At 63.2% G+C, this 21,428-nt stretch carries 18 protein-coding genes; 16 read left to right on the top strand and 2 right to left on the bottom strand.

All coding sequences use genetic code 11. The features are described from left to right. The first annotated feature begins 57 nt into the window (after positions 1-57). The 9 genes from NE850_RS09380 to NE850_RS09340 all read left to right on the top strand — a co-directional run bounded on the left by NE850_RS09380 (position 58) and on the right by NE850_RS09340 (position 11,807). The gene (locus tag NE850_RS09380; RefSeq protein WP_007178113.1) at positions 58-1,002 is read left to right on the top strand and encodes a glyoxylate/hydroxypyruvate reductase A; all 945 of its coding nucleotides are present in this window, start codon (positions 58-60) and stop codon (positions 1,000-1,002) included. 130 nt (positions 1,003-1,132) lie between these two features. Then, the gene (locus NE850_RS09375) at positions 1,133-2,284 is read left to right on the top strand and encodes a porin (RefSeq protein ID WP_007178114.1); all 1,152 of its coding nucleotides are present in this window, start codon (positions 1,133-1,135) and stop codon (positions 2,282-2,284) included. Between the two features lie 451 nt (positions 2,285-2,735). Then, on the top strand, positions 2,736-3,167 hold the full coding sequence (locus tag NE850_RS09370) for an ABC transporter permease (RefSeq protein WP_035516774.1): 432 nt from the start codon (positions 2,736-2,738) through the stop codon (positions 3,165-3,167). A 276-nt stretch (positions 3,168-3,443) separates the two neighbouring features. After that, the gene (locus tag NE850_RS09365; protein ID WP_165189147.1) at positions 3,444-4,475 is read left to right on the top strand and encodes an acetamidase/formamidase family protein; all 1,032 of its coding nucleotides are present in this window, start codon (positions 3,444-3,446) and stop codon (positions 4,473-4,475) included. 188 nt (positions 4,476-4,663) lie between these two features. After that, complete coding sequence (locus NE850_RS09360) at positions 4,664-7,042, top strand: acetamidase/formamidase family protein (protein ID WP_310698666.1); 2,379 nt, start codon at positions 4,664-4,666, stop codon at positions 7,040-7,042. A gap of 139 nt (positions 7,043-7,181) precedes the next feature. Next, a complete protein-coding gene (locus tag NE850_RS09355; RefSeq protein ID WP_007178118.1) occupies positions 7,182-8,084 on the top strand; it encodes a polysaccharide deacetylase family protein in 903 nt (300 codons plus the stop codon). 72 nt (positions 8,085-8,156) lie between these two features. Further along, the gene (locus NE850_RS09350; RefSeq protein WP_007178119.1) at positions 8,157-9,014 is read left to right on the top strand and encodes an ABC transporter substrate-binding protein; all 858 of its coding nucleotides are present in this window, start codon (positions 8,157-8,159) and stop codon (positions 9,012-9,014) included. 59 nt (positions 9,015-9,073) lie between these two features. Next, positions 9,074-10,777 (top strand): amino acid ABC transporter permease/ATP-binding protein, encoded by a 1,704-nt coding sequence (locus tag NE850_RS09345; protein ID WP_310698665.1) that lies wholly within the window; start codon positions 9,074-9,076, stop codon positions 10,775-10,777. 13 nt (positions 10,778-10,790) lie between these two features. Further along, the gene (locus NE850_RS09340; RefSeq protein ID WP_165189153.1) at positions 10,791-11,807 is read left to right on the top strand and encodes an alpha/beta fold hydrolase; all 1,017 of its coding nucleotides are present in this window, start codon (positions 10,791-10,793) and stop codon (positions 11,805-11,807) included. Positions 11,808-11,917: 110 nt separating this feature from the next. Here the strand turns inward: NE850_RS09340 and NE850_RS09335 are convergent, their stop codons facing one another. Further along, a complete protein-coding gene (locus tag NE850_RS09335; RefSeq protein ID WP_007178122.1) occupies positions 11,918-12,607 on the bottom strand; it encodes an MBL fold metallo-hydrolase in 690 nt (229 codons plus the stop codon). Then, entirely contained in the window at positions 12,604-13,296 is a 693-nt protein-coding gene (locus NE850_RS09330) for a GntR family transcriptional regulator (RefSeq protein ID WP_007178123.1), read from the bottom strand. Before NE850_RS09330 ends, NE850_RS09335 begins: the two co-directional genes overlap by 4 nt. 240 nt (positions 13,297-13,536) lie before the next feature. Between NE850_RS09330 and pcaD the strand changes: the two genes are divergently transcribed. From pcaD to NE850_RS09295, 7 genes are all read left to right on the top strand, one after another. Next, the gene (pcaD, locus tag NE850_RS09325) at positions 13,537-14,334 is read left to right on the top strand and encodes a 3-oxoadipate enol-lactonase (RefSeq protein ID WP_007178124.1); all 798 of its coding nucleotides are present in this window, start codon (positions 13,537-13,539) and stop codon (positions 14,332-14,334) included. Positions 14,335-14,356: 22 nt separating this feature from the next. Further along, on the top strand, positions 14,357-15,115 hold the full coding sequence (locus tag NE850_RS09320) for an SDR family NAD(P)-dependent oxidoreductase (RefSeq protein ID WP_007178125.1): 759 nt from the start codon (positions 14,357-14,359) through the stop codon (positions 15,113-15,115). After that, entirely contained in the window at positions 15,108-16,652 is a 1,545-nt protein-coding gene (locus NE850_RS09315; RefSeq protein WP_007178126.1) for a sugar ABC transporter ATP-binding protein, read from the top strand. The genes NE850_RS09320 and NE850_RS09315 overlap by 8 nt, the downstream gene beginning before the upstream one ends. After that, positions 16,649-17,659, top strand: a complete 1,011-nt coding sequence (locus tag NE850_RS09310; RefSeq protein ID WP_007178127.1) for an ABC transporter permease — start codon at positions 16,649-16,651, stop codon at positions 17,657-17,659. Before NE850_RS09315 ends, NE850_RS09310 begins: the two co-directional genes overlap by 4 nt. Then, positions 17,656-18,699, top strand: coding sequence for an ABC transporter permease (locus tag NE850_RS09305; protein WP_007178128.1), 1,044 nt, complete (start codon positions 17,656-17,658; stop codon positions 18,697-18,699). Before NE850_RS09310 ends, NE850_RS09305 begins: the two co-directional genes overlap by 4 nt. A gap of 34 nt (positions 18,700-18,733) precedes the next feature. Further along, positions 18,734-19,963, top strand: coding sequence for a sugar ABC transporter substrate-binding protein (locus tag NE850_RS09300; RefSeq protein ID WP_007178129.1), 1,230 nt, complete (start codon positions 18,734-18,736; stop codon positions 19,961-19,963). Between the two features lie 150 nt (positions 19,964-20,113). Continuing rightward, complete coding sequence (locus NE850_RS09295) at positions 20,114-20,995, top strand: amidohydrolase family protein (RefSeq protein ID WP_232064380.1); 882 nt, start codon at positions 20,114-20,116, stop codon at positions 20,993-20,995. The last annotated feature ends 433 nt before the right edge of the window (positions 20,996-21,428 follow it).

The following is a 21,428-nucleotide window of genomic DNA, read 5'->3' as shown; positions in this document are numbered from 1 at the left end:
GGCGCGCGTTCGCGCACGCCGCCGGGAGCTCCTTTACCCAACGCAAACCCACACGCCATGACTGAGATCATCACGCTGATCACGGGTCTGCCCGACGAGCAGGAAGCCGGCTATCTTGCCGCGCTCGCCGCAGCCATGCCGGCCGAGACGATCGTGGCGCTACGCAAAGCGAGCGCGGACGAGCTTGCACGCAGCACGATTGCAATCGTCGCTCGTCCGGATCCTGCCGCGCTGGCCGTGTTGCCGCGGCTCGCATGGATCCAGAGCCTGTGGGCGGGCGTCGAGCAACTGGTCGCAAGCCTGCCTCCAGACGGGACACCCGTCGTCCGTCTCGTCGACCCGGAACTGTCGCGGACGATGGCCGAAGCAGTGCTTGCATGGACCTACTACCTGCAACGCGACATGCCGGCATACCGGCTACAGCAGCAGGCGCGCGTCTGGACACAACAGATCTACAGGAAGCCTGCGGACACGACAGTCGGCATCGTCGGGCTTGGCACGCTCGGCGGGCGGGCGGCCAACCGCCTGATCGACGCGGGCTTTCGCGTCAGCGGCTGGAGCCGCACGCCGAAGACCCTGGCTGGCGTGTGTGCCCGTCACGGCACGGACGGCCTCGTCCGGATGCTCGGAGAGAGCGACATCGTCGTCTGCCTCGTGCCGCTGACGGCCGACACGCGAAGACTCGTAGATCGCCAGGCGTTCGCCGCAATGAAACGCGGTGCCGCGCTCATCAATTTTTCGCGCGGCCCGGTAGTGGCAGCACAGGATCTCCTGCAGGCGCTGGATGACGGGCAACTGTCCCATGCAGTGCTCGACGTGTTCGACATCGAGCCGTTGCCGGGCGATTCGCCGTTCTGGCAGCATCCGGCCGTGACCGTATTGCCGCATATCTCCGCACCGACCGACATCCATACAGCCGCGTCGGTGATCGCCACGAACGTCGCCACGTATCGCGCGACGGGACGCATCCCGGACAGCATCGACTTCTCGCGCGGTTACTGAACGACACCGCGCACGCTCTCGCTTTATCCTGCGCTCGCCGCGATTCGGCCTTTAAAGATGGCCGATGGAGCCGGTCGCGCCAGCGCATTGCTCACCGGTTTTAACTCACGCCACACGACTAGGGGAAATCATGAGGAAAGCATCGAGATTGGCAGCGGCAGTAGCAGTTCTGGGCGGCACAGCCGCAGCGGCGCATGCGCAAAGCAGCGTGACGCTGTACGGCGTCATCGACGAAGGGCTCAACTTCACGAGTAACGCGCACGATCATGGCACCTTTCAAATGAAAAGCGGCGATACGCTGGGCAGCCGTTGGGGCCTTCAGGGCTCCGAAGACCTCGGCGCCGGCTATCGCGCGATTTTCCGTCTCGAGAACGGTTTTGACGTGAACAACGGCGCGCTCAAGCAGGGCGGCCGCGAGTTCGGGCGGCAGGCTTACGTCGGGCTGCAGTCGGACCGGCTCGGCTCGCTGACGCTCGGCCGCCAGTACGATCCGACGATCGATCTGTGGAGCGGGATGACGGGCGCGGGCGGGGTCAGCGGCGATGTTGCGTCGCATCCGTTCGACAACGACAACGCGGACTTCGACTTCCGTGTGAACAACTCGGTGAAGTACGCGAGCCCGACCATCGGCGGACTGAAGGCCGAGGCGATGTACGGCTTTAGCAACGACACGAACTTCGCGAACAACCGTTTGTACAGTGTGGCCGTGCAATACAGGATGGCCGGCCTCACTGCGGCGGTCGGCTACCTGAAGACCAACGCGGCGGGGTCGGCGAACGGCGCGGTCGCGACTGACGCGGCGTTTTCGGGCGCCTCGGAACAGAACATCGTAGCGGCGGTGTCGTATGCGTTCTCGCGCGCAAAGGTCGGCTTTTCGTATTCACACGTCGATGTCTATGATCCGACCGCCAACGCATATATTGCGTCGACCGCTACGCAACCACCGGGCGGCCGCTGGCAGTCATGGAAGTTCGACAACTTCGAGGTCAACGGTAAGTACTCTTTGACGCCGGCGCTCTGGCTGTTCGGCGCCTATACGTTCACCGATGCACATCTGCATTCAAACATCGGCGAGTTCGAGCCGAAGTGGCACCAGCTCTCGGTGATGCTCAACTACGACCTCAGCAAGCGCACAGCGCTGTATATGCAGGGTGCGTACCAGCACGTCGTTAGCGCGCATACCGGCACGGCGTTCGACTTCGCGACGACCCCCGCATCGGCGGGCGCTTCTTCGGGTGAGAACCAGACGCTCGTGCGACTCGGGATAATCCATCGTTTCTGAGGAATCCTGCCGGTTGTCCGGTATTTCCGTTCGGCGGCGGGTGCAAGCCCGCCTCCGAACGGGGTTCTGAACCTTCGGGCAGCCACGGCCCCGTCATCGGCCGACGATTCGCGGTCACGAATCGGCAACGGCTGGCAGACTTACCTCGACAATCGATAGCCGTGCCGCCAACGCGCGCCCGGCGAGCGCTGTTGCGCATGCGCCGCTACAGGCGTGGCGCTTCCCTATATACCGCAGTAACGCCCGCCGAAACTGCAACGGGGGTCATCTTCTGCCGTTTCCAATCCCTCATCCAAGATCATCTATTCCAGCGACTGCGCGCCTCGTGCCGCAAACTGTGCTTCGATCTCTCCTGGCAACCCATGCCGGTAGTAACGCGAACAGTCGGTCCGCAGACTACGATCGATCGGCAATCAAAATCCCGAAGAATGTTCTGTTTTTCAGCACGGCGGTGTTTTTCGGCAATCCGGCCACGCTGATGCTCGGACAGGACGCCACGCCGCAAGCCATTGCCGATCTGAGCCATCAGATGGGTTTCGATCGACCGGTGGTCGTGCAGTACCTCACCTGGGTCGGTCACGCGTTGACGGGCGACCTGGGGCGCTCCTACACCACGCATCAGACGGTGTCGGAAATGATGATCCGCTCGCTGCCCGTGACAGTCGAACTGGCCGTGCTGTCGATCCTGCTCGCGACCGTCGTTTCAGTGGGGCTGAACAGCCTTACCTGGGGCCAGCGCGCAATGCGAACGCACGGCGTCGCAATACGAGGTATGGGAACAGACATCCGGGGCGAGCGAGCGCGATCCCTTCGAGCGCGAGTGGCAGGCGTACCTGCGCAGACTCGAACCAGTCAGGACTTCGTACCGCGATTGACGCGCTGATCGCGCGATACCGCACAGCGAGTTCTAGTGCCGTCTTACCGGTCGCTGCCGTGCGCCGGTGCAGACCGGCTTGCCCGCACCGGCAAGCTGTTCGCCATGCGGCCGCCCGTCGCTTCACGCCAGATTCACCCCTCAAAGCGCCGTGACGCTGCATCCCCATTCGCCCACGCACAAGCTTTTGTACGCAGTCACCCAAGTGTATCTATTCTGTCGCTCGTACGATCTGTCATCGGTCGCGTTCCACCGATCGCACACTCTTATGGAGCTTAGGAAAGCATGCTGCACGAACTGCCGGCCATCGAGAAAAATGTTCACTGGGGATATTTTGACGCGGCGCTAGCGCCCGCACTGATCGTGGAGAGCGGCGACTTCGTTCGCGCGGAAGCGGTCACGCATCACGCAGGCGACGCCCCCGAGCTCATGATGGATGACAGGGTGCGCGCGCTCTACGACACGATTCCCGAAGCCGATCGCCAACCCGGCGTGCATCTGATGACCGGACCGATCTTCGTGAAAGACGCGAAGCCCGGCGATCTGCTCGAAGTGCGCTATCTGCAAATGATTCCGCGCTTCAACTACGGCTCGAATCTCGCCGCACATTGGGGTCATCTGTTCACAGACTTCGAGAAGGAACGCGTGACGATTTACGAGCTCGATCAGGCATCGAACACGGCTCACGCGCTATATGCGTATGACTATCCCGGCAAATACCTCGTGCCGGGCAAGCGTTCGGAGATCCGCGATTGCTGCCGCGAACTCGCACTCGAAGGCATTCGCGTACCGGTGCGCCCTCATCTGGGCACGGCAGGCCTCGCGCCTGACGTGGCGGGCCGCGTGAGCACCGTGCCGCCGGGCGCGCACGGCGGCAATATCGATAACTGGCGCATCGGCGCGGGTTCCACCATGTACTACCCGGTCGCCGTGGACGGCGGGTTGTTCTCGATCGGCGACCCGCATGTATCGCAAGGCGATGGCGAAATCAGCGGCACCGCGATCGAGGCCTCGCTCAATGTGATGTTCCAGATCGTACTGCGGCGCGACTTTACATTTCCCTCGCCGCTACTGGAAACGCCGGACTACTGGATCGTGCACGGCTTCGACGAAGACCTCGACGTCGCGACCAAAAACGCTTCACGCGACATGTTGCTGCTGCTTACCGGGCAGCAAGGCCTCTCGCGCGACGACGCCTATTCTTTAATGAGCGTCGCCGCGGACTTCTCCGTGACGCAGGTGGTCGACGGCCGCCAAGGCATTCACTGCAAGATTCCCCGCAGCATCTTTCCTCCGAAGAAAAAGCCTCGCGCGTGAGCCGTGCGTGCGCGCTACGGCCGCGCGTAGCCGCCGCGCTATGGGGCTGCGCCACAAATGTGCGGGAATGCACCGTGATAGCGCACCGCCATAGCGCGGCGTGGTAGCGCTAACGGTATTGTTACCGATGGCACGGACATTGCCTTTCAATCCGTCGACTGACGTCCGTCAGGGTCCGGGAGCCAGGGTTGGACTTACAGCGTTTCACCGCCGAGTCGTACGCCGAAGTAGATCGCCTGCGCGCATGGAACGAGGCGCTCGACCGGCTTGGCCTGCGCTGCGGCGCGCCCCAGACGGCCGCGCGCCACTCGCATGGAACCATCAAATCGCGCAAATCGAGCAACGGCTTCGAGTTGATCGCGTTGGCAGCGTTCGCGCAAACCATCGAGCTCAAGGTGGACGGCGCGGACAGCCTCGTGATCATGCTGCATCTCGACGGCGGCGTAACGCTCGTCGCCGACGGTGTACGCACGCGGGTCGCGACCGGCGACATTGTTTATGCTTCCTCGCGCGAGGAAGCGCTCCTGTCGTTCGCCTCCGACTTCCGTGCGTTCGTGATCCGCGTGCCCCGCGCCGCCATCAACGCGCGCCTTCTTACGCCGTTCTCACTGCGCGCCGGACGTTTGCCCGGAGACGCCGGCATCGGTCACGTGTTCTCCGGCTTTCTGCGCTCGATTGCCGAAAGCGTGGAGACGTTGTCGCTCGACGATCTGCGTCCCCTCGAACTCGCGCTCGCGGAGTTCCTGGTCGCCAGCCTCGTCGGTCACGACAAGGAAGGCAGCTTTAGCGGACTCACGCCATCTCAGGCCGCGCTCTTTTCGCGCGTATGTCGAACCATCGAAGGCAATCTCGCTGATCCCGAGCTCGGGTTGACGTCGATAGCCAAAGACGAGCGCGTCTCGCCGCGTTATCTGCAGAAGCTGTTCGAAGCGGTCGGACAGAATTTCTCGACCTATCTGCGCTCACGCAGACTGGAGCGCTGCCGCGCGGATCTGGTCAATCCCCTGTATGAAAAGCTGTCGATTGCGGATGTCTGCTTCCGCTGGGGCTTCAACGATCCCGCGTATTTCAGCCGGGCATTTCGCGAGCAATATGGCGCGTCGCCGCGCACTTTCCGGCATGAGGCGAGCCTTGAACTGGCGCGCCATCTCGTGCGGCGAATCTCGCGCGGTCTGCCTGTCAATGCCGGCAGTCTGCTCGTGCATGCGCAACTCGCCGGGCAAGCTGCCGTTCATGAAATTGCCGACGAAACCGACACAGCAGAACCGCCTGAAGCGCCTTCCCCACCGCCACCGCCCCGCGACTCAGGCAAGCCGCGTCACCACCTGTTGCGCGCGACGGCCAACACGATTCACTGGGGTTACTTCAGTCACGATCTCAAGCCCGTGCTCGAACTGAACAGCGGCGACACGGTGACGATCGAAACACTCACGCAACACGCGTCGGATGACTGGGAGCGCATGGTGCAGGGCGATCCCGGCGCCGAAAGCGTGTTCCACTGGACCGCCGGGCGCAAGAACGTCAACCGCCGCGGCGCGGGTCCGATGGACGCGTCCATTTACGGACGTGGCGCGGGAGAAGGCTTCGGCGTGCATATCTGCACCGGGCCGATTGCCGTGCGCGGCGCGGAACCCGGCGACGTGCTGGAGGTGCGAATCCTCGACATTCACCCGCGCCGCTGCGCCAATCCGAAATTCGCCGGCCGTGCGTTCGGCAGCAATGCCGCTGCCTGGTGGGGCTTCCACTATCGCGAGTTATTGACCGAGCCGAAACCGCGCGAGGTCGTCACCATCTATGAACTCGACGCCGACGCCACGGCGGGCGAAACCGCCTGCGCGCGCGCCGTCTATAACTTCCGCTGGACACCTCAGCGCGATCCCTTTGGCGTAATGCATCCGACGATCGACTATCCCGGCGTGCCGGTCGATCATTCGACGGTAGTCGAGAATCACGACATCCTGAAGAATGTTCAGATTCCGGTACGTCCGCACTTCGGCGTGATCACCGTCGCGCCGCAGCAGGATGGTCTGATCGATTCGATTCCGCCGTCCACCTTCGGCGGAAATCTCGACAACTGGCGTGTCACGCGCGGAGCGAGCGTGTTCTTGCCAGTCGGGGTGCCCGGCGCTCTGCTCTCCGTGGGCGACCCGCATGCGTCGCAAGGGGACTCGGAACTGTGCGGCACCGCGATCGAGTGTTCGCTCACCGGCGACTTCCAGCTGGTGCTTCACAAGAAAGAGACGCTCGGCACGCAGGTATTCTCGGACCTCACGTATCCGCTGGTCGAAACCGCCGACGAATGGGTTCTTCACGGCTTCAGCTATCCGAACTATCTGGCCGAGTTCGGCACCAGTGCGCAAAGCGCCGTGTACGAAAAATCCACTCTCGATCTCGCGATGCGCGACGCGTTCATCAAAACACGGCGCTTCCTGATGACGACCAAGGGCCTTTCCGAAGACGAGGCGATCTCGCTGATCTCGGTTGCAGTCGACTTCGGCGTGACACAGGTGGTGGACGGCAACTGGGGCGTGCACGCAATCATCCGGAAGTCGCTCTTCACCGCGTGAAATAGCGCGTGGTGGCCTCCAATACGCGTGCGTACAAGAGTTTGTTCGCAGCAAGCCCGATGCTGCGATTTTGGCTTCCCTACCATGAGTTCTGACGTGAACACAGGCGTACGCGCCGTTCGACAGGACTCACTGGACCATGCATTCTCCCGCACATCGCGCGCTGCCCGGCCACGGGCGCTTTCAATATTCGCCGATCAACGGCCGCCCGGTTTACCGCTGGCCTGACGGATCCCGGCTGGCGGTCTATATCGGCTTCAACATCGAGCACTTTGCGTTCGGCGAGGGACTGGGGCCGACTATCGGTCCGGTGATGCCCGAGCCCGATGTGCTGAATCACGCGTGGCGTGAATACGCATTGAGGGTGGGCGCATGGCGCTGTCTGGATCTCTTCGATGACCTCGCGCTGCCGGCCGCGGCCATCATCAACACGGCGCTCTACGACCATTGCCCTGAGCTGGTCGCCGCGTTCGCGCAGCGTGGCGATGAACTCGTCGCGCACGGCCACACGAATTCGGAACGACAAGGAACGCTGACTGAAGACGACGAACGCGCGCTGATCGTGGCGTGTCGCGAGCGGATCGCGGCGGAGAGCGCGCAGCAGCCGGCGGGCTGGTTATCGCCGTGGCTCTCGGAGAGTCATGTCACCAGCGATCTGGTGGCCGAAGCGGGTTACCAGTACACGCTCAACTGGTGTCACGACGATCAGCCCACGCGTCTGCTTACGCGCAACGGTCAGCCGCTGTGGTCGATTCCGTATCAGGAGGAAGTCAACGACATCCCGATGATCCTTGCGCGCCAGATGGACGCGAAGTCGTTCGCCGATCTGGTGATCGACCACTTCGACGAAATGCTGCGGCAATCCGCGCGAGAACCTCTGGTGATGGGCATTGCATTGCATGCGTACCTGATGGGACAGCCGCATCGTTTGTGTCACTTGCGGCGGGCACTCGAACACATTGCCCGCGCGCGCGACGAAGGCCGGATCTGCATCACTACACCGGGTTCTATTGCGAGCCACATGGATTTTCTCGGCCATTAGTTCACTTCGTTCTCATTTCGCAATACCGCCTCTATCGCTCGTATTCCGTTTTCAACCTCAATAGGATTCGCCATGTTCATGTCAAAGGCAATCAAGCTGCTGTTATGCGCCGTCACCGGCCTTCTCCTCGCACAAGGCGCGTCCGCGCAATCGTGCGAACCGTCCAAGGTGGCCCAGAAATATCCGTCGCTTGCGGGCAAGACCATCAAGATCGGCGTGGACCCCGAGTCGCCGCCGTACGCGTTTCGTGACAGCAAGGATTTCAACAAGATCATCGGCGCCGATGCCGACATGGCTCGCGCCGTGTTCGACTGCGCGGGCGTGAAAACGGAGTTCTTCACTGCCGGCTGGCCTGGGCTGCTGCCCGCACTGCGCGCCGGACAGATCGACGTAATGTGGGACTTGCTGTACTACACACCGGAACGCGCGAAGGAAACGACCTTCGTCACGTATATGCAGGCCGGCACCGGCGGTCTGGTGGCGGCCGGCAACCCCAAGAAGATCGATGACATCTCGAAGCTCTGCGGCCTCACGGTCACGGCAGGCATCGGCACCGTCGAGCTGACGATGGCGCAAGCGCAAGCCGCCAAATGCAAAGCCGAAGGCAAACCCGATGTGACCATCATGACGTCCGCCGATATCGCGTCGGGCGCGCGCCTCGTCGCCAGTCATCGCGCCGACGTCATGATGTACGACCTGGCGCTCGTCGACGGTCTCGCGAAACAGAACCCGCAGCTCTACACCCGCGGCTTCATGGTGACGAGCGGCATGAAGATCGGCGTGGGCGTGAAGAAAGGCAACGCCGACATGATCGCCGCCGTGTCCGATGGACTCAGGATCATGCAGGCCAATCAGACGCAGAAGAAAACCTTTCAGCAGTACGGCGTGGATCCGTCGCTGGAAATGCCGGCCACACTGCTTACTCAATAAAGGCTGCCTGCGCGGCACACCGTGTCGTGTGCCGGCAGCGTCATGAATCAGGTTCTGAAATGAAGGCATTGCGTATCAAACACAACGTCGTCGGCGCGCTCGGCATGGTCGCCATGTTCGTCTTTCAGCCGGCAATGGCCGCCGGTCTGGATGGCGTTCAGGTGCTCGACGGTTTCAGGGAACTCGTGGGTTACGTCGGCTCGCCGTTCCTGCTCGGCGGCGCGTGGATCGCGGTGAAGATCACGCTGATCGCAATGTCGATCGGGCTGGTGCTCGGGCTCGGTCTTGCGCTGATGCGGCTATCGCGATTCAAGACCTTGAATTCGGCGGCGTGGGGTTATATCTGGTTCGTGCGCGGCACACCGCAACTGCTGCAACTCGTGTTCATCTTCGACGCATTGCCGCTGATCGGTTTGCGCTTCGATGAAGTCACGACCGCGATTATCGGCTTTGCATTGAACGAGGCGGCGTTCAGCGCTGAACTGTTTCGTGCCGGTATCCTCTCGGTGAACCGTTCGCAATCCATCGCGGCCGCCGCACTCGGCATGGGACCGTTGCTCACGTTACGCCGCATTATCCTGCCCCAATCCATGCGCGCGGTGATCCCCGGTCTCGCCAACGACACCATCGGCATGTTGAAGCTCACGTCGATCGCCTCGGTGATCTTCGTCAACGAGCTCACGTTTCGCTCGCAACAGGTCGTCGGCCAGAACTTCAAGTTCTTCACCGTGTTCGGCGCGGCGGCGGTGATCTATCTGTTCCTGACGAGCGGAATCTCGTTGCTTCAGGTATGGCTCGAACGCATGTTCGATCACGAGCGCGACCGGAAACTCACGTTCTCGTGGTTCGGACTGCGCGCTTCGACGCCCGATGCGAAACCGCTCGACGCACCGGTGGTTTTGCCGGCCGCCGTCCAGGAACCGGAGACGAACGATCACGCATGGATCGGTACGCTGCTGCCCGCCGAAAGCCGCACGCCGCGGCAGCGCGATGAACCGTTTGTCGCATGCAGGAACGTCTGGAAATCGTATGGCAAGCGCGAGATTTTGCGCGGCGTCGACCTGTCGATCGCGCATGGCGAAGTGGTAGTGATCCTCGGTCCGAGCGGTTCCGGTAAAAGCACGCTGCTCAAGCTCATCAACCATCTCGAACCGCTCGACTGGGGAACGATCAAGGTCGATTCACAGTATGTGGGTTATCGGGAGGTGCCGGGAGGCGGCGGCACGGTGCGGCCTCTGCACAACCTCGCGCGCGCACGCGCCGAAGCGCGCGTGGGCATGGTGTTCCAGCATTTCAACCTGTTCAGTCATTTGAGTGCGCTGGACAATATCGTCGAGGCACAGCGGCAGGTGTATGACGTGCCGCGCGCCGAAGCAGAGGCGCTCGGCCGCGAGCTGTTGAAGAGCGTGGGCCTCGCCGCGCATGCGGATTTTCTGCCGCATCGGTTATCGGGCGGGCAGCAGCAACGGGTAGCGATTGCGCGGGCGCTCGCAATCAAACCCAAGTTGATGCTCTTCGACGAACCGACCTCGGCGCTCGATCCGGAACTTGTCGGCGAAGTGCTTGGCGTGATGCGCGGGCTCGCCGATGCCGGCATGACGATGATCGTGGTCACGCACGAAATCCGCTTTGCCCGCGATGTCGCCGACCGCGTCGTTTTCATGGATGGCGGCGAGGTCATCGAGCAAGGGACGCCGCAGCAGGTCATCGACAACCCGACTCACGAGCGCACCCGAAAATTCCTTAACGTCGTCGCCAATTAAATATGAGGCTCACATGACGGACTTCGAAACTTTCAACCTTGGCCGCGTCGTGCTGCAGTCCGGCGCGACGATGCCAGACATGCTGCTCAGCTACAAGACGTATGGCCGGCTGAATGCAGCGCGCGACAACGCGATTGTCTATCCGACGTTTTATAGCGGCAGCCATGCCGACAACGAGTGGCTGATTGGGGAGCACATGGGGCTCGATCCGCGTGAGTACTTCATCATCGTGCCGAACATGTTTGGCAACGGCGTATCGAGTTCGCCGAGCAACAACCCGCCGCCTTACGATCGTGGCCGCTTTCCGCACGTCACGCTTTACGACAACGTCGCAATGCAACATCGGCTGGTGACGGAGAAGTTCGGCATCGAATCGCTCAGGCTCGTCACCGGCTGGTCAATGGGCGCAATGCAGGCGTTCCATTGGGCCGCGATGTATCCGCAGATGGTCGAGCGCATTCTGCCCTTCTGCGGAGCCGCGCGCTGCTCGCGGCACAATTTTGTGTTTATTGAAGGCCTCAAGGCGCCATTGCTGCTGGACCCGGAATTCAAGGACGGTTTCTACGACGCACCGCCCACGCGCGGAATGCGCGCGGCGGCACGTGTGTTTGCCGGCTGGGGGTTTTCGCAGGCGTTCCTGCGTCAACGGCTCGACATGGAAGCGATGGGATATGGCTCGCTTGAAGACTTTATCACCCAGTTCTGGGAGGGCGACTTCCTGAAGAAGGACGCGAACAATATTCTGTCGATGATGTGGAGCTGGCAATACGGCGATATCTCAGCCAATCCTCTGTATCAGGGAGATTTCGATCGGGCATTGGGCAGTATCACTGCAAAGGCCATTGTGATGCCCGGACGCACGGATCTGTATTTTCCGCCGGAAGATAGCGAGTACGAGGTTTCGAAAATGCCCAACGCAGAGTTGCGGCCTATCGAGTCAGTCTGGGGGCATTTTGCGGGCGGCCCCGCGGCCAATGCTGTCGACGTCAAATTCATCGACAGTGCAGTGAGGGAAATTCTGGCTGCGTAGTGTCCGGTTTGCTTGCGCTCCGTCCCGCTCGCGCCAGATTGCTTCGCGTGGTCTGGTGCGCGTTTGCGAAGCGCGGCTTGTGAATGACCTTTGCCGCGCAGCAAACGGCGCTAGCGGACCAGCAATTCGAACGGCGCCGATTCTTCCCAGATGAAATTGCCGTCCGGCTGGCGGATCAATTCCGGGAAATGGCCAGGCACGATCCGATCGGCCCGGTCGAGAATGCGCTGAATGGTGCGCGTGCCGACGTCCACTTCGTCGAACGCCATGTCGCAGCGTTTCAGGATCGCTTCTTTCGCATACTTGATCGCGTCGCCCGCGATGATGACGCGGCCACGGTCTTCGGTTTCCAGTTCGAGTCCATAGCAGCCCGGCGTATGACCGGGAGCCGGGAAGAAATGAATGCCATGATCAAGCTGCCCCTCGCCGCTCAGAAATTCGACCTTCGATTTCGACAGTTGCTCGCGGATACCCCACGGCATCAGCAGATCGTCCGGATGCGGATGCGCCGAATATTCCCACTCGCGCTCGCTCACCACGAAGCGCGCATGCGCGAACAGATCGACGTTATGCGCATGGTCGAAGTGCAGATGCGACAGGAAGACGGTTTTGATATCGGCGGGCGCAATGCCGCGATCGCGCAGCGCCTTCAGCAAACCGAGCCGCGAGATATAGCCGCCAGTGTCGAACAGCATCAAGCCGTCCCGTCCGCGAATCAGCGTGACGTTGGCGATGCCGAGAAAATCGTGCTTGAGCCGCAGGTTGTTGCCTTGAACCAGGATCTCGTAGGTTGGCTTCATGAGGTCTCGCGTTCCTGTAGCGCCGCCGCACCGTACGTAGTGCTGACGCGGTGCGCACGCCGGAACGCGTCCAGCGGCGGCAAGATATGGTCGACGGCGAGCGCGACGAATCCCGCGCGGTCGCCGCTCCTCAACTGCTCGATCATGGTGGAGTGATGCTCGCGCGAATGAGCCAGCAGATGCGGATCGCCCACGCCATACCAGCGGATGCCGGTTGTCTCGACCCAAAGTTTTTCGATCGTCTCGGCCAGATACTGATTCGGACAGGTTGCCCAGATACGCCGGTGAAAGGCGTCGTTCAGCACGTTGACCTGCAGCAGATTGCCCGCGTCGAGTTCACGGCAATACTCCTCGTGAATCGCCTCGATCTGCGCCAGCGCCTCGGGCCTCGCCGGCATCGGCACCCGGCTCGCGGCCTCGCGCTGCAGAATCATCCTGACTTCGTAAATCTGCTCGACCTGCTGCAGCGAGAAGTCGCGCACGATCACGCCACGATTTGGCCGCCGGGTGACGAGTCCCATCCGGTCGAGATGCACCAGTGCCGCTCGCGACACATGCCGGGACACCCCGAACTGGGCGCTGATCTCCTCTTCGACGAGTCGCTGATGCGGCCGCAGGCGGCCAATGATGATGTCCGACTTGATGCTTTCGATCAGTTGCGCCGCCTGTGCGTCGGTTTTCGTGACCAAACCTGCTCCCTGAAAAAGTTGCGCCGGGCGCGCCGGTCCAGTTGCCGGACACGCCGGGAAATTGGGCGGACGCCCGCTTATATGGGGCCATTCTACCGGGCCAGAATGGCTAAAGTATTGGCGTTTACCTTTACGCCAATTTAATTGACAAAATTGTCGCCAAATTCGACACTCCGTTTCCATTGGTTCTGAATCGCGAGAAAAGCGGCTTGCAGAACAGCACAAGAAGGATGCGGAGACATGAATCGAAGGGCCGACCTCAACGGCATTCAGACCCACTACCGGTTGACCGGCAAGGCCGGCGCGCCGACGGTCATCCTCAGCCACGGGCTCGCCGCCGATCTGTCGATGTGGGCGCCACAGCTCGATATGCTGTCGCGCTCTTTCTCCGTGCTCTGCTATGACATCCGCGGCCACGGCGGCACCAGCGCCACGCCCGGCGATTACTCGCTCGCGCTGCTGGCAGACGACGTCATCGCGCTCATGGACAGCCTCGGCATTGCCAGGGCGCATTACGTCGGCCTGTCTCTGGGCGGCATGATCGGGCAGCAGCTCGGCGCCTGGCACGGCGAGCGGCTTGCGAGCCTCACGCTATGCGCGACCACCAGCAATGCGCCGAAAGCGTCGTGGGACGCCCGCGTACACGAAGCCCGCGCGCACGGCATCGCGCCGCTCGTCGAAGCGACGGTCGACCGCTGGGTCACGCCCGCGTTCAAGCGCGAGCAGCCGGAACTGATGGAGCAGATGCGCCGCATGGTGCTCGGCACGTCGCTCGACGGCTACGCGGGCAGCGCCGCCGCGATCCGCGACATGGAACTTGCGCCGGTGCTCGGCCGCATCAAAGTCCCCACGCTGGTCATCGCGGGCGAGGCCGATACCTCGACGCCGCTTCCCATCCTCGAACACATCGCCGATTCGATCCCTGGCGCCACGCTGCTGACGGTGCCCGAAGCGGCGCACATGCCCACTATGGAGCGGCCGGAACTGTGCAATCCGGCGCTCGAACGCTTTCTGCTCGCGCACTCTAGCGACCAGTAACCTCTTTCTTCAGGAGTTCCTCATGGCAGGTCGTCTCTCCGGAAAACGCATCATCATCACGGGCGCAATCGGCAACATCGGCAAGGAAGCGGCGCGCGGCTTCATCGCGGAAGGCGCGCGGGTGGTCATCGGCGACATTGCCGAAGAGGCCGGCCGCGCCGTTGCCTCGGAACTCGGCGAGGCCGCCCACTTCGTCCAGGTCGACGTGACCAGCGAGGCTAGCGTCGCCAATCTGATCGCGCGCGGCGTCGAATGGCTCGGCGGCCTCGACGCGCTGGCACAGAACGCCGGTCTGCAGCGCTCGGGCGCGATCGCCGGATTCGAACAGGCCAACTGGGATGCGCTCTTCGCGGTCAACGCGCGCGCCCATTTCTTCGGCGCCAAGCACGCCATCCCGCATCTGCAGCGCTCGGGCAAGGGCTCGATCATCAACATGTCGTCGCTGGCCGGCAAGCGCGGCGGGCCGGGTCTGGTCGCTTACTCGGCGTCGAAAGGCGCGGTGATCGCGTTCACCACCGCGCTCGCGCTCGAACTCGCGCCCGACAACATCCGCGTGAACGCGATCTGCCCAGGCTGGGTCGATACCGCGTTCAACCAGCCGGCAATCGACTTCATGGGCGGCGCCGACGCCCAGCAAAAGAAGATCGCGTCGCTCGTGCCGCTGGGCCGGCAGGCGAGCGCCACGGAAATCGCGCCGCTCTTCGTCTACCTCGCATCCGACGAATCGGCGTACGTGACGGCGCAGTCGTTCGGCATCGACGGCGGTGTCTACAATGGCTGACGCACTCGCCACGTCTACGGCGGCGTCGGGTGCGGGCGCACCGAAGATTCTCGACATCCAGGGCATCGCCAAGTCATATGGCGCAACGGTCGCGGTGCGCCGTGTCTCGTTCGACATCGAGCCCGGAGAAATTCACGCACTGCTCGGCGAGAACGGCGCCGGCAAATCGACCATCGTCAAGGTGCTCTCCGGCATCGTCATACCGGACACCGGCACGCTCACGCTGGATGGCCGCGACTATGCGCCGGCCGACCCGATGGCCGCGCGCGCCGCCGGCGTCTCGACCGCGTTCCAGGAACTGAGCCTGCTGCCCAATCTGAGCGTCGCGGAAAACCTGATGCTGCCGCGCCAGGCAAAGGGCAAGGCCGGTCTCGTATCGGTCGCGCAGAGTGAGGCACGCGCCGCCAGCATGCTGTCGGAGTACGGCCTCGGCCACATTCATCCGGGCGTCTATGTACGCTCGCTGTCCCTCGCCGAAAAGCAGCGCATCGAAATCATGCGCGCCGTCGCCCGGCAGCCGCGCCTGCTCGTACTCGACGAACCGACCGCGGCGCTGTCCGACCCGACCTGGCTGTTCGACATACTCGAGCGCATCACGGCAGCAGGTACTGGCGTGCTGTATATCTCGCACCGCCTTTCCGAAGTGCGCCGGCTATGCCGCCGCGGCACGGTGCTGCGCAACGGCGAAAGCATCGAGACGGTGTCGCTCGCCGGCATCGCGGATGCGGGCATCTTCAAGATGATGGTCGGCTCCGCCGCACGCGACACCCAGGCAACCCGCAGTACAGCGAAACAAACGCGCCCGGAAGCGTTCGGCGTGACCAACCTGTCCGGCGGCACGGTGGCCGATATCACGCTTAGTGTCGGCAAGGGTGAGATCGTCGGGGTTGCGGGTCTCGAAGGTCAGGGGCAGCGGGATCTGTTCCGTATGCTCGCGGGCCTCACACCCGTTCGCGGCGGGCAGATCCGCATCGACGGCAAGACCGTGAATCTATCGAGTCCGGCCGAAGCGGCGCGAGCCGGCATCGGCTTCGTCCCCGAGGAGCGCAAGACCGAAGGCGTGTTCCTCGGCCTGCGCACCGACAGCAACATGACGCTGCCGATACTCGGCCGGCTCGGCCGCTTCGGTGTCGTCAACGGAGCGCGCGAGAAAGCCGCTGTCGACCAGCAGGCCGGGCGTGTCGACCTCGCCAGCCGCTACCTGAAGCTGAAGATCGGCGCGCTCTCCGGCGGCAACCAGCAAAAGGCGCTGATTGGCCGCGTGCTGATGTCGGGCGCACGCCACCTCGTGCTATTCGATCCCACGCGCGGCGTCGACGTCGGCACCAAGGCCGTGATCTACGACGTGATCCGCGACTTCGTCGCGCAGGGCGGCTCGGCCCTGGTGTATTCCACCGAACTCGCCGAACTGATCCACCTGGTGGACCGATGCGTGGTCATCTACCACGGAACCGTCGCAGGCGAGGCATCCGGCCCGGACCTCTCCGAACCGCGCCTCGTCGCCCTCGCGGCAGGACATGGAGTCTCAGATTCATGAACACTTTCGCTTCAGCTTCCAACTCGAACGCTCCGTTGCGGCCCGACGCGTGGTATCGGCGCGTGCTCGGCGACGGCACCACGATCATCGTCGCCATTCTCGCGGTGCTCACGGTGATCTTCGCCGCGACGCAATCCGATGCACTGAGCGCGAGCGTTCTCACCGACATTCTCAACAACAGCCTGCCGCTCGCGCTTGCGGCGGCCGGCGGCACGCTCGTCGTGCTGACGCGCGGCTTCGACCTCTCGGTTGCCGGCGTGGTGTCGCTGACCAACGTGCTGGTCGCAGTGCACGGTGGCGACGGTCCGCTGGGCGCCCTGGAGGGCGCGGCGATCGCCGTCGCTGCCGGGGCGCTGGTCGGCGCCATCAACGGCTATCTGGTTGCGTACTGGAACCTGCAGTCGATCGCACTCACGCTCGCGACGATGATCGTCTGCTCGGGCGTCACGCTGCTCATTCTCGACGCGCCCGGCGGCAACGTCTCCGACTTCATGACCTACACGATGACCGATCGCCTCGGCAAGATCGTTCCAGTCGCGCTCGTGGTCGCCGTCTGCGTCTACCTGCTCTGGCGTGCATTGAGGCGCACGGACTGGGGCGTCGGCCTCTATGCGACCGGCGCCGATGAAACCGCCGCCGTACTCGCCGGCGTGCCCGTCAAGCGCGTCAAGCTGATCGCCTATATCCTGGCGGGCGTTTGCTACGGCCTTGCCGGCTTCATGCTGACCGCGCTGACCTCGACCGGCACGCCGAACGCGGGCGAACCGTATCTGTTGCTGGTGTTTGCGGCGATCGCGCTCGGCGGCACCTCGTTCGCGGGCGGCCGTGGCGGCGTCGCAGGATCGATGCTCGGCGCGCTGACGCTCACGCTGTTGCAGAAGGTGCTGTTTTCGACCGGCGTGTCGTCGTTCTACACCGGGATTTTCCAGGGCGTCGTGATGATCGCGGCGGTTGTCGTCGCGGTGTTCTTCGCTCGCGTCAGCACTCGTGGGGAGGTCCACGCATGACCCAAGCTCCCTTGACCGGCGGCCGCCCCGCCGATACGCGCAGCGGCGACACCGCATCGGGCCTGTTTGCCCGGCTCGACCGCGACGTACGCACCGCAATCGCGCTGTTCGCCATTTCAGTCGCGCTGATCGCCGCCTCACGCGTACTCGGCCCCAACTTCGGCAGCCTCGCGCAGATGAAGGCGATCCTCGTGATCTCCAGCTTCCTGATGGTGGTCGCATTCGGCCAGCAGATGGTAATTCTGCTCGGCGGCCTCGACCTGAGCGTCGCCTCGATGATGACGCTCGGCGGTGTACTCGCGTTCAAGTGGATCGGCGGCCCCGATTCGAACGTCGTGTGGGGTGTGCCGGCGATCCTCGCGATCACCGCCGCGCTCGGCGCGTGCAGCGGCATCGGCGTGAGCCTCGTGAAAATTCCGCCGTTCATCATGACGCTGGCAATGGGCGTGATCCTGTACGGCGTCACGCTCGGCTTCACCCAGGGTACACCGACCGGCCAGCCTTCCGCCGCGCTGTCCGCGCTATTCGGGAGCACCGCGGCCGGCGTGCCGGTCCTGTATCTGATGGTGGCCGCGATCGCAGCCGGCTGCTTCCTGCAGATGCGCACGAGTTTCGGCCGCAAGCTCTACGCGCTCGGCACCAATCCGACCGCCGCCTATGTCGCCGGCCTGCCGGTGCATCGGCTCACCATCGCGACCTACGCGATCAGCGGCGCGAGCGCGGGGCTCGCCGGCATCCTGATGCTCGGCTATGTGCGCGGCGTCACGCTCACGCTCGGCCAAAGCTATCTATTGCCTTCGGTGGCGGCGGTCGTGATCGGCGGCACCTCGATTGTCGGCGGTCGCGGTATCTATCTCGGCGCCGCGGCCGGCGCGATTCTACTGACCACGCTGTCGACCATCGTGTCTTCGCTCGGCATCGCGGAAGGCTGGCGCACGATCATCTATGGCGCCGTGATTTTTGTGGCTCTGGTGCTGTTGCGCGACGACCTCGCGCTGCTCATCAGACGCAGTCGTTCCAGCAGCAGAAAACAACCTTAGAGACCGGACCACCCGGACGACATACGGAGGAAACATGAAGTTCCGAACATCCCTCAAGACCTGCGCGTTTGCACTCGCCACCGTTGCCATGCTGGCCGGCTCCGCGGTGCAAAGCCAGGCCCAGACGCCGCCCAAGAAGTACAAGATCTATCTGAGCATGAGTTACAGCGGCAACGGCTATCAAACCGAAACGTCGAACCTGATCAAGGCGCTCGCGGCAACGCCACCGTACGACAAGCTCGTCGATCTGAAGACTGTCATTTCCGGCACCGACGTGCAGGCGCAGGCCGCCGCGTATCAGAGCATGGTGTCGGCGGGCGCGGATGCCATCATCACGTTTCCGATCTCGTCGACCGGCCTGAACCGCGCTATCCACGAAGCCTGCGAAAAGCATGTGCTGGTCTACACGTATAGCGCGACGGTAACCGAGCCGTGTGCGCGCACGGTCAGCTACATCACGGCGGGCTTCGCGCCGAACACCGCGCAATGGCTCGTGAACAAGCTGAACGGCAAAGGCAATGTGTTCATCGATCGCGGCGTGGCAGGCAATTCCGTCGACAAGATGAACTACGACGGCGCGATGAGCGTGTTCAGAAAGTACCCGGCGATCAAGATCGTCGCCGAATACTACGGCATGTGGAACAGCCAGACCACGCAGCAGGAGACGGCCAAGGCGCTCGCCGCGCACCCTGACGTCGACGCGATTTTCGGCGAGAACGGCGAGGACGGTATCGTCGCCGCGATGCTCGCGAGCGGTCAGAAGAAACTCGTTCCGGTAACCGGCGAAAATACCAACGGATTTCGCCTCGCGCTCGCCAATGCCGATCTGAGAAAACGCGGTCTCGACGGCATTTCGTCGGGCGATCCGATCAACGTGTCGGGCTACGCGTTCAAGCTGATGATGGAAGAGCTGACCGGCAAGCGCAAAGTGGCGGTGCATAACATCGAATACCCGTTGCCGTGGGTGCCGGCCGACAAGGTCAAGGTGTGCACCGGCGACACGTTCGTCAACGGCTGCAACGCGTTCCCGTCGACGAAGGTGCCCGACTCGTTCAATACCGAAGTGTTCGATCCCGTGCTGACGCCGGAGCTTTCGCTGAATTCCGCGCTGCACGGCACTCCGACGCCGGGCGCAACGATCCAGCCGCTGCCCGCGAACGTCGTCAAGGCGGCACCGGATGTGCCGGGTGTGAACTGTCAGCATTGCCAGGCTCCGGCCGACCTGTTCAAACTGACGAAGGTCTCCGCGACGGTCCATCCGTAAGTCGCCGGACCTGTCAGGTTCCGTAGGCGCCGCGCAAACGCATCGGCTCTCTGGTTCGGCGCGGCCGAGCCGGAGACCGGTTGCCGAGCCAGCGTCAGGAGGCGCCGGTCGATGCCGGCTTTTTTATCCGGCCGAATGGAGGCTTTAATCTTGACCATCCCCGTGTGCGCACCGGCACGTCCCCTCTCGCGCGCGCCGAAGCGCAAGTTGCCGCCCGGCACAGTCGACTGCCATTTTCATGTATTCGGACCGGCCGAAGCATGGCCGTACGCACCAGGCCGCAGCTACACGCCGCCCGATGCGACGCTGGCTGACTACGAGCGGCTTGCCGAGACATTCGGCATCTGCCGCTCGGTGATCATCCAGCCGAGTCCGTACGGCATGGATAACCGGCGCAGTCTGCAAGCCATCGCAGACAGCCGGCTGGAGATGCGTGCAGTGGTGGTGGTCGAGCCGACCGTCAGCGACGCCGAACTCGCCGAATACCACCGTCTCGGTGCGCGCGGCGTGCGTCTGAATCTGCTGTTCGGCGCCGGGCTCGCCATCGAAACCGCTGACGTGCTCGCGCGGCGCATCCGCGAGTTGGACTGGCATCTGCAATTTCTCGCGGACGTATCCACGATCGACGATCTGCCCAGACTCGTGCAGCGTCTGCGCGTGCCGGTGGTGTTCGATCATCTTGGTCACGTGCCGACGCATAAGGGCACAGGCAATGCAGGTTTCCAGAATCTGCTCGCGCTGGTGCGCGAAGGACTCGCGTGGGTCAAGCTGTCCGGGCTCTATCGCAGCACCGGTTTGACGAACACGCCCTACGACGATACGCGGCCTTTCATCGACGCGTTGATCGACGCGAACCCGAGGCAGCTTTTATGGGGCACGGATTGGCCCCATCCGTCGATCGCGGTGCCCATGCCCGACGATACCGACCTCGTCGATCAGTTCGGCGCATGGGTCGAAGACGAGGCACTCCGGCAAGCTATCCTGGTCGACAACCCGGAGCGGCTTTACGGATTTGAGCCGTACGTTAGCTAGATATTCCCGCACTGCACACGGCGCGTTCGCCCGCCGTTGACACGGCGGCGAGGGAGGGGGCGCGTCTCGGGAATAGTGCAGTTCGATCGCCGGCCCCTTATCCCGCAACTGCGCGCCCGATCTTCGTTCGGCATGGTTCGCTACGATCGCCTGTTCGTATCGCACCGTATCTTCGGTTCACGTTGATACACGCGTACACAGAACCCGTCTTCCCCGACCTAGGTCGGGTATATCGGCGCGCTCGAACACGGTCATCGGTTCGCGCCGGGTTACAGCCGCCGCGCCAATGGTGAAGACAGAAGCAATCCCATACCAAATGGCACAAGAGCGTGCAATCTTCCGCTGGCACCCATTCCGTATGCTGACTGTGCTGCGACTCACCGTCGCGAGCTTGCCAGTGCGGGCTGGGCATGAGCGTACGTGCCGTACGCTC

It is taken from the genome of Paraburkholderia sp. USG1 (assembly GCF_031570135.1).
Taxonomy (GTDB): domain Bacteria; phylum Pseudomonadota; class Gammaproteobacteria; order Burkholderiales; family Burkholderiaceae; genus Paraburkholderia; species Paraburkholderia dioscoreae.
The sequence above is the reverse complement of the archived record's forward strand: the minus strand, read 5'-3'. Positions and strand labels throughout refer to the sequence as shown.

Excerpts from the sequence above, each read along its gene's own strand:
- NE850_RS09335 (WP_007178122.1), bottom strand. The coding sequence starts at position 12,607 with ATGAAGCCAACCTACGAGATCCTGGTTCAAGGCAACAACCTGCGGCTC.
- NE850_RS09350 (WP_007178119.1), top strand. The coding sequence starts at position 8,157 with ATGTTCATGTCAAAGGCAATCAAGCTGCTGTTATGCGCCGTCACCGGC.
- NE850_RS09375 (WP_007178114.1), top strand. The coding sequence starts at position 1,133 with ATGAGGAAAGCATCGAGATTGGCAGCGGCAGTAGCAGTTCTGGGCGGC.
- NE850_RS09315 (WP_007178126.1), top strand. The coding sequence starts at position 15,108 with ATGGCTGACGCACTCGCCACGTCTACGGCGGCGTCGGGTGCGGGCGCA.
- NE850_RS09380 (WP_007178113.1), top strand. The coding sequence starts at position 58 with ATGACTGAGATCATCACGCTGATCACGGGTCTGCCCGACGAGCAGGAA.
- NE850_RS09345 (WP_310698665.1), top strand. The coding sequence starts at position 9,074 with ATGAAGGCATTGCGTATCAAACACAACGTCGTCGGCGCGCTCGGCATG.
- NE850_RS09305 (WP_007178128.1), top strand. The coding sequence starts at position 17,656 with ATGACCCAAGCTCCCTTGACCGGCGGCCGCCCCGCCGATACGCGCAGC.
- pcaD (WP_007178124.1), top strand. The coding sequence starts at position 13,537 with ATGAATCGAAGGGCCGACCTCAACGGCATTCAGACCCACTACCGGTTG.
- NE850_RS09310 (WP_007178127.1), top strand. The coding sequence starts at position 16,649 with ATGAACACTTTCGCTTCAGCTTCCAACTCGAACGCTCCGTTGCGGCCC.
- NE850_RS09300 (WP_007178129.1), top strand. The coding sequence starts at position 18,734 with ATGAAGTTCCGAACATCCCTCAAGACCTGCGCGTTTGCACTCGCCACC.
- NE850_RS09355 (WP_007178118.1), top strand. The coding sequence starts at position 7,182 with ATGCATTCTCCCGCACATCGCGCGCTGCCCGGCCACGGGCGCTTTCAA.
- NE850_RS09365 (WP_165189147.1), top strand. The coding sequence starts at position 3,444 with ATGCTGCACGAACTGCCGGCCATCGAGAAAAATGTTCACTGGGGATAT.
- NE850_RS09320 (WP_007178125.1), top strand. The coding sequence starts at position 14,357 with ATGGCAGGTCGTCTCTCCGGAAAACGCATCATCATCACGGGCGCAATC.
- NE850_RS09340 (WP_165189153.1), top strand. The coding sequence starts at position 10,791 with ATGACGGACTTCGAAACTTTCAACCTTGGCCGCGTCGTGCTGCAGTCC.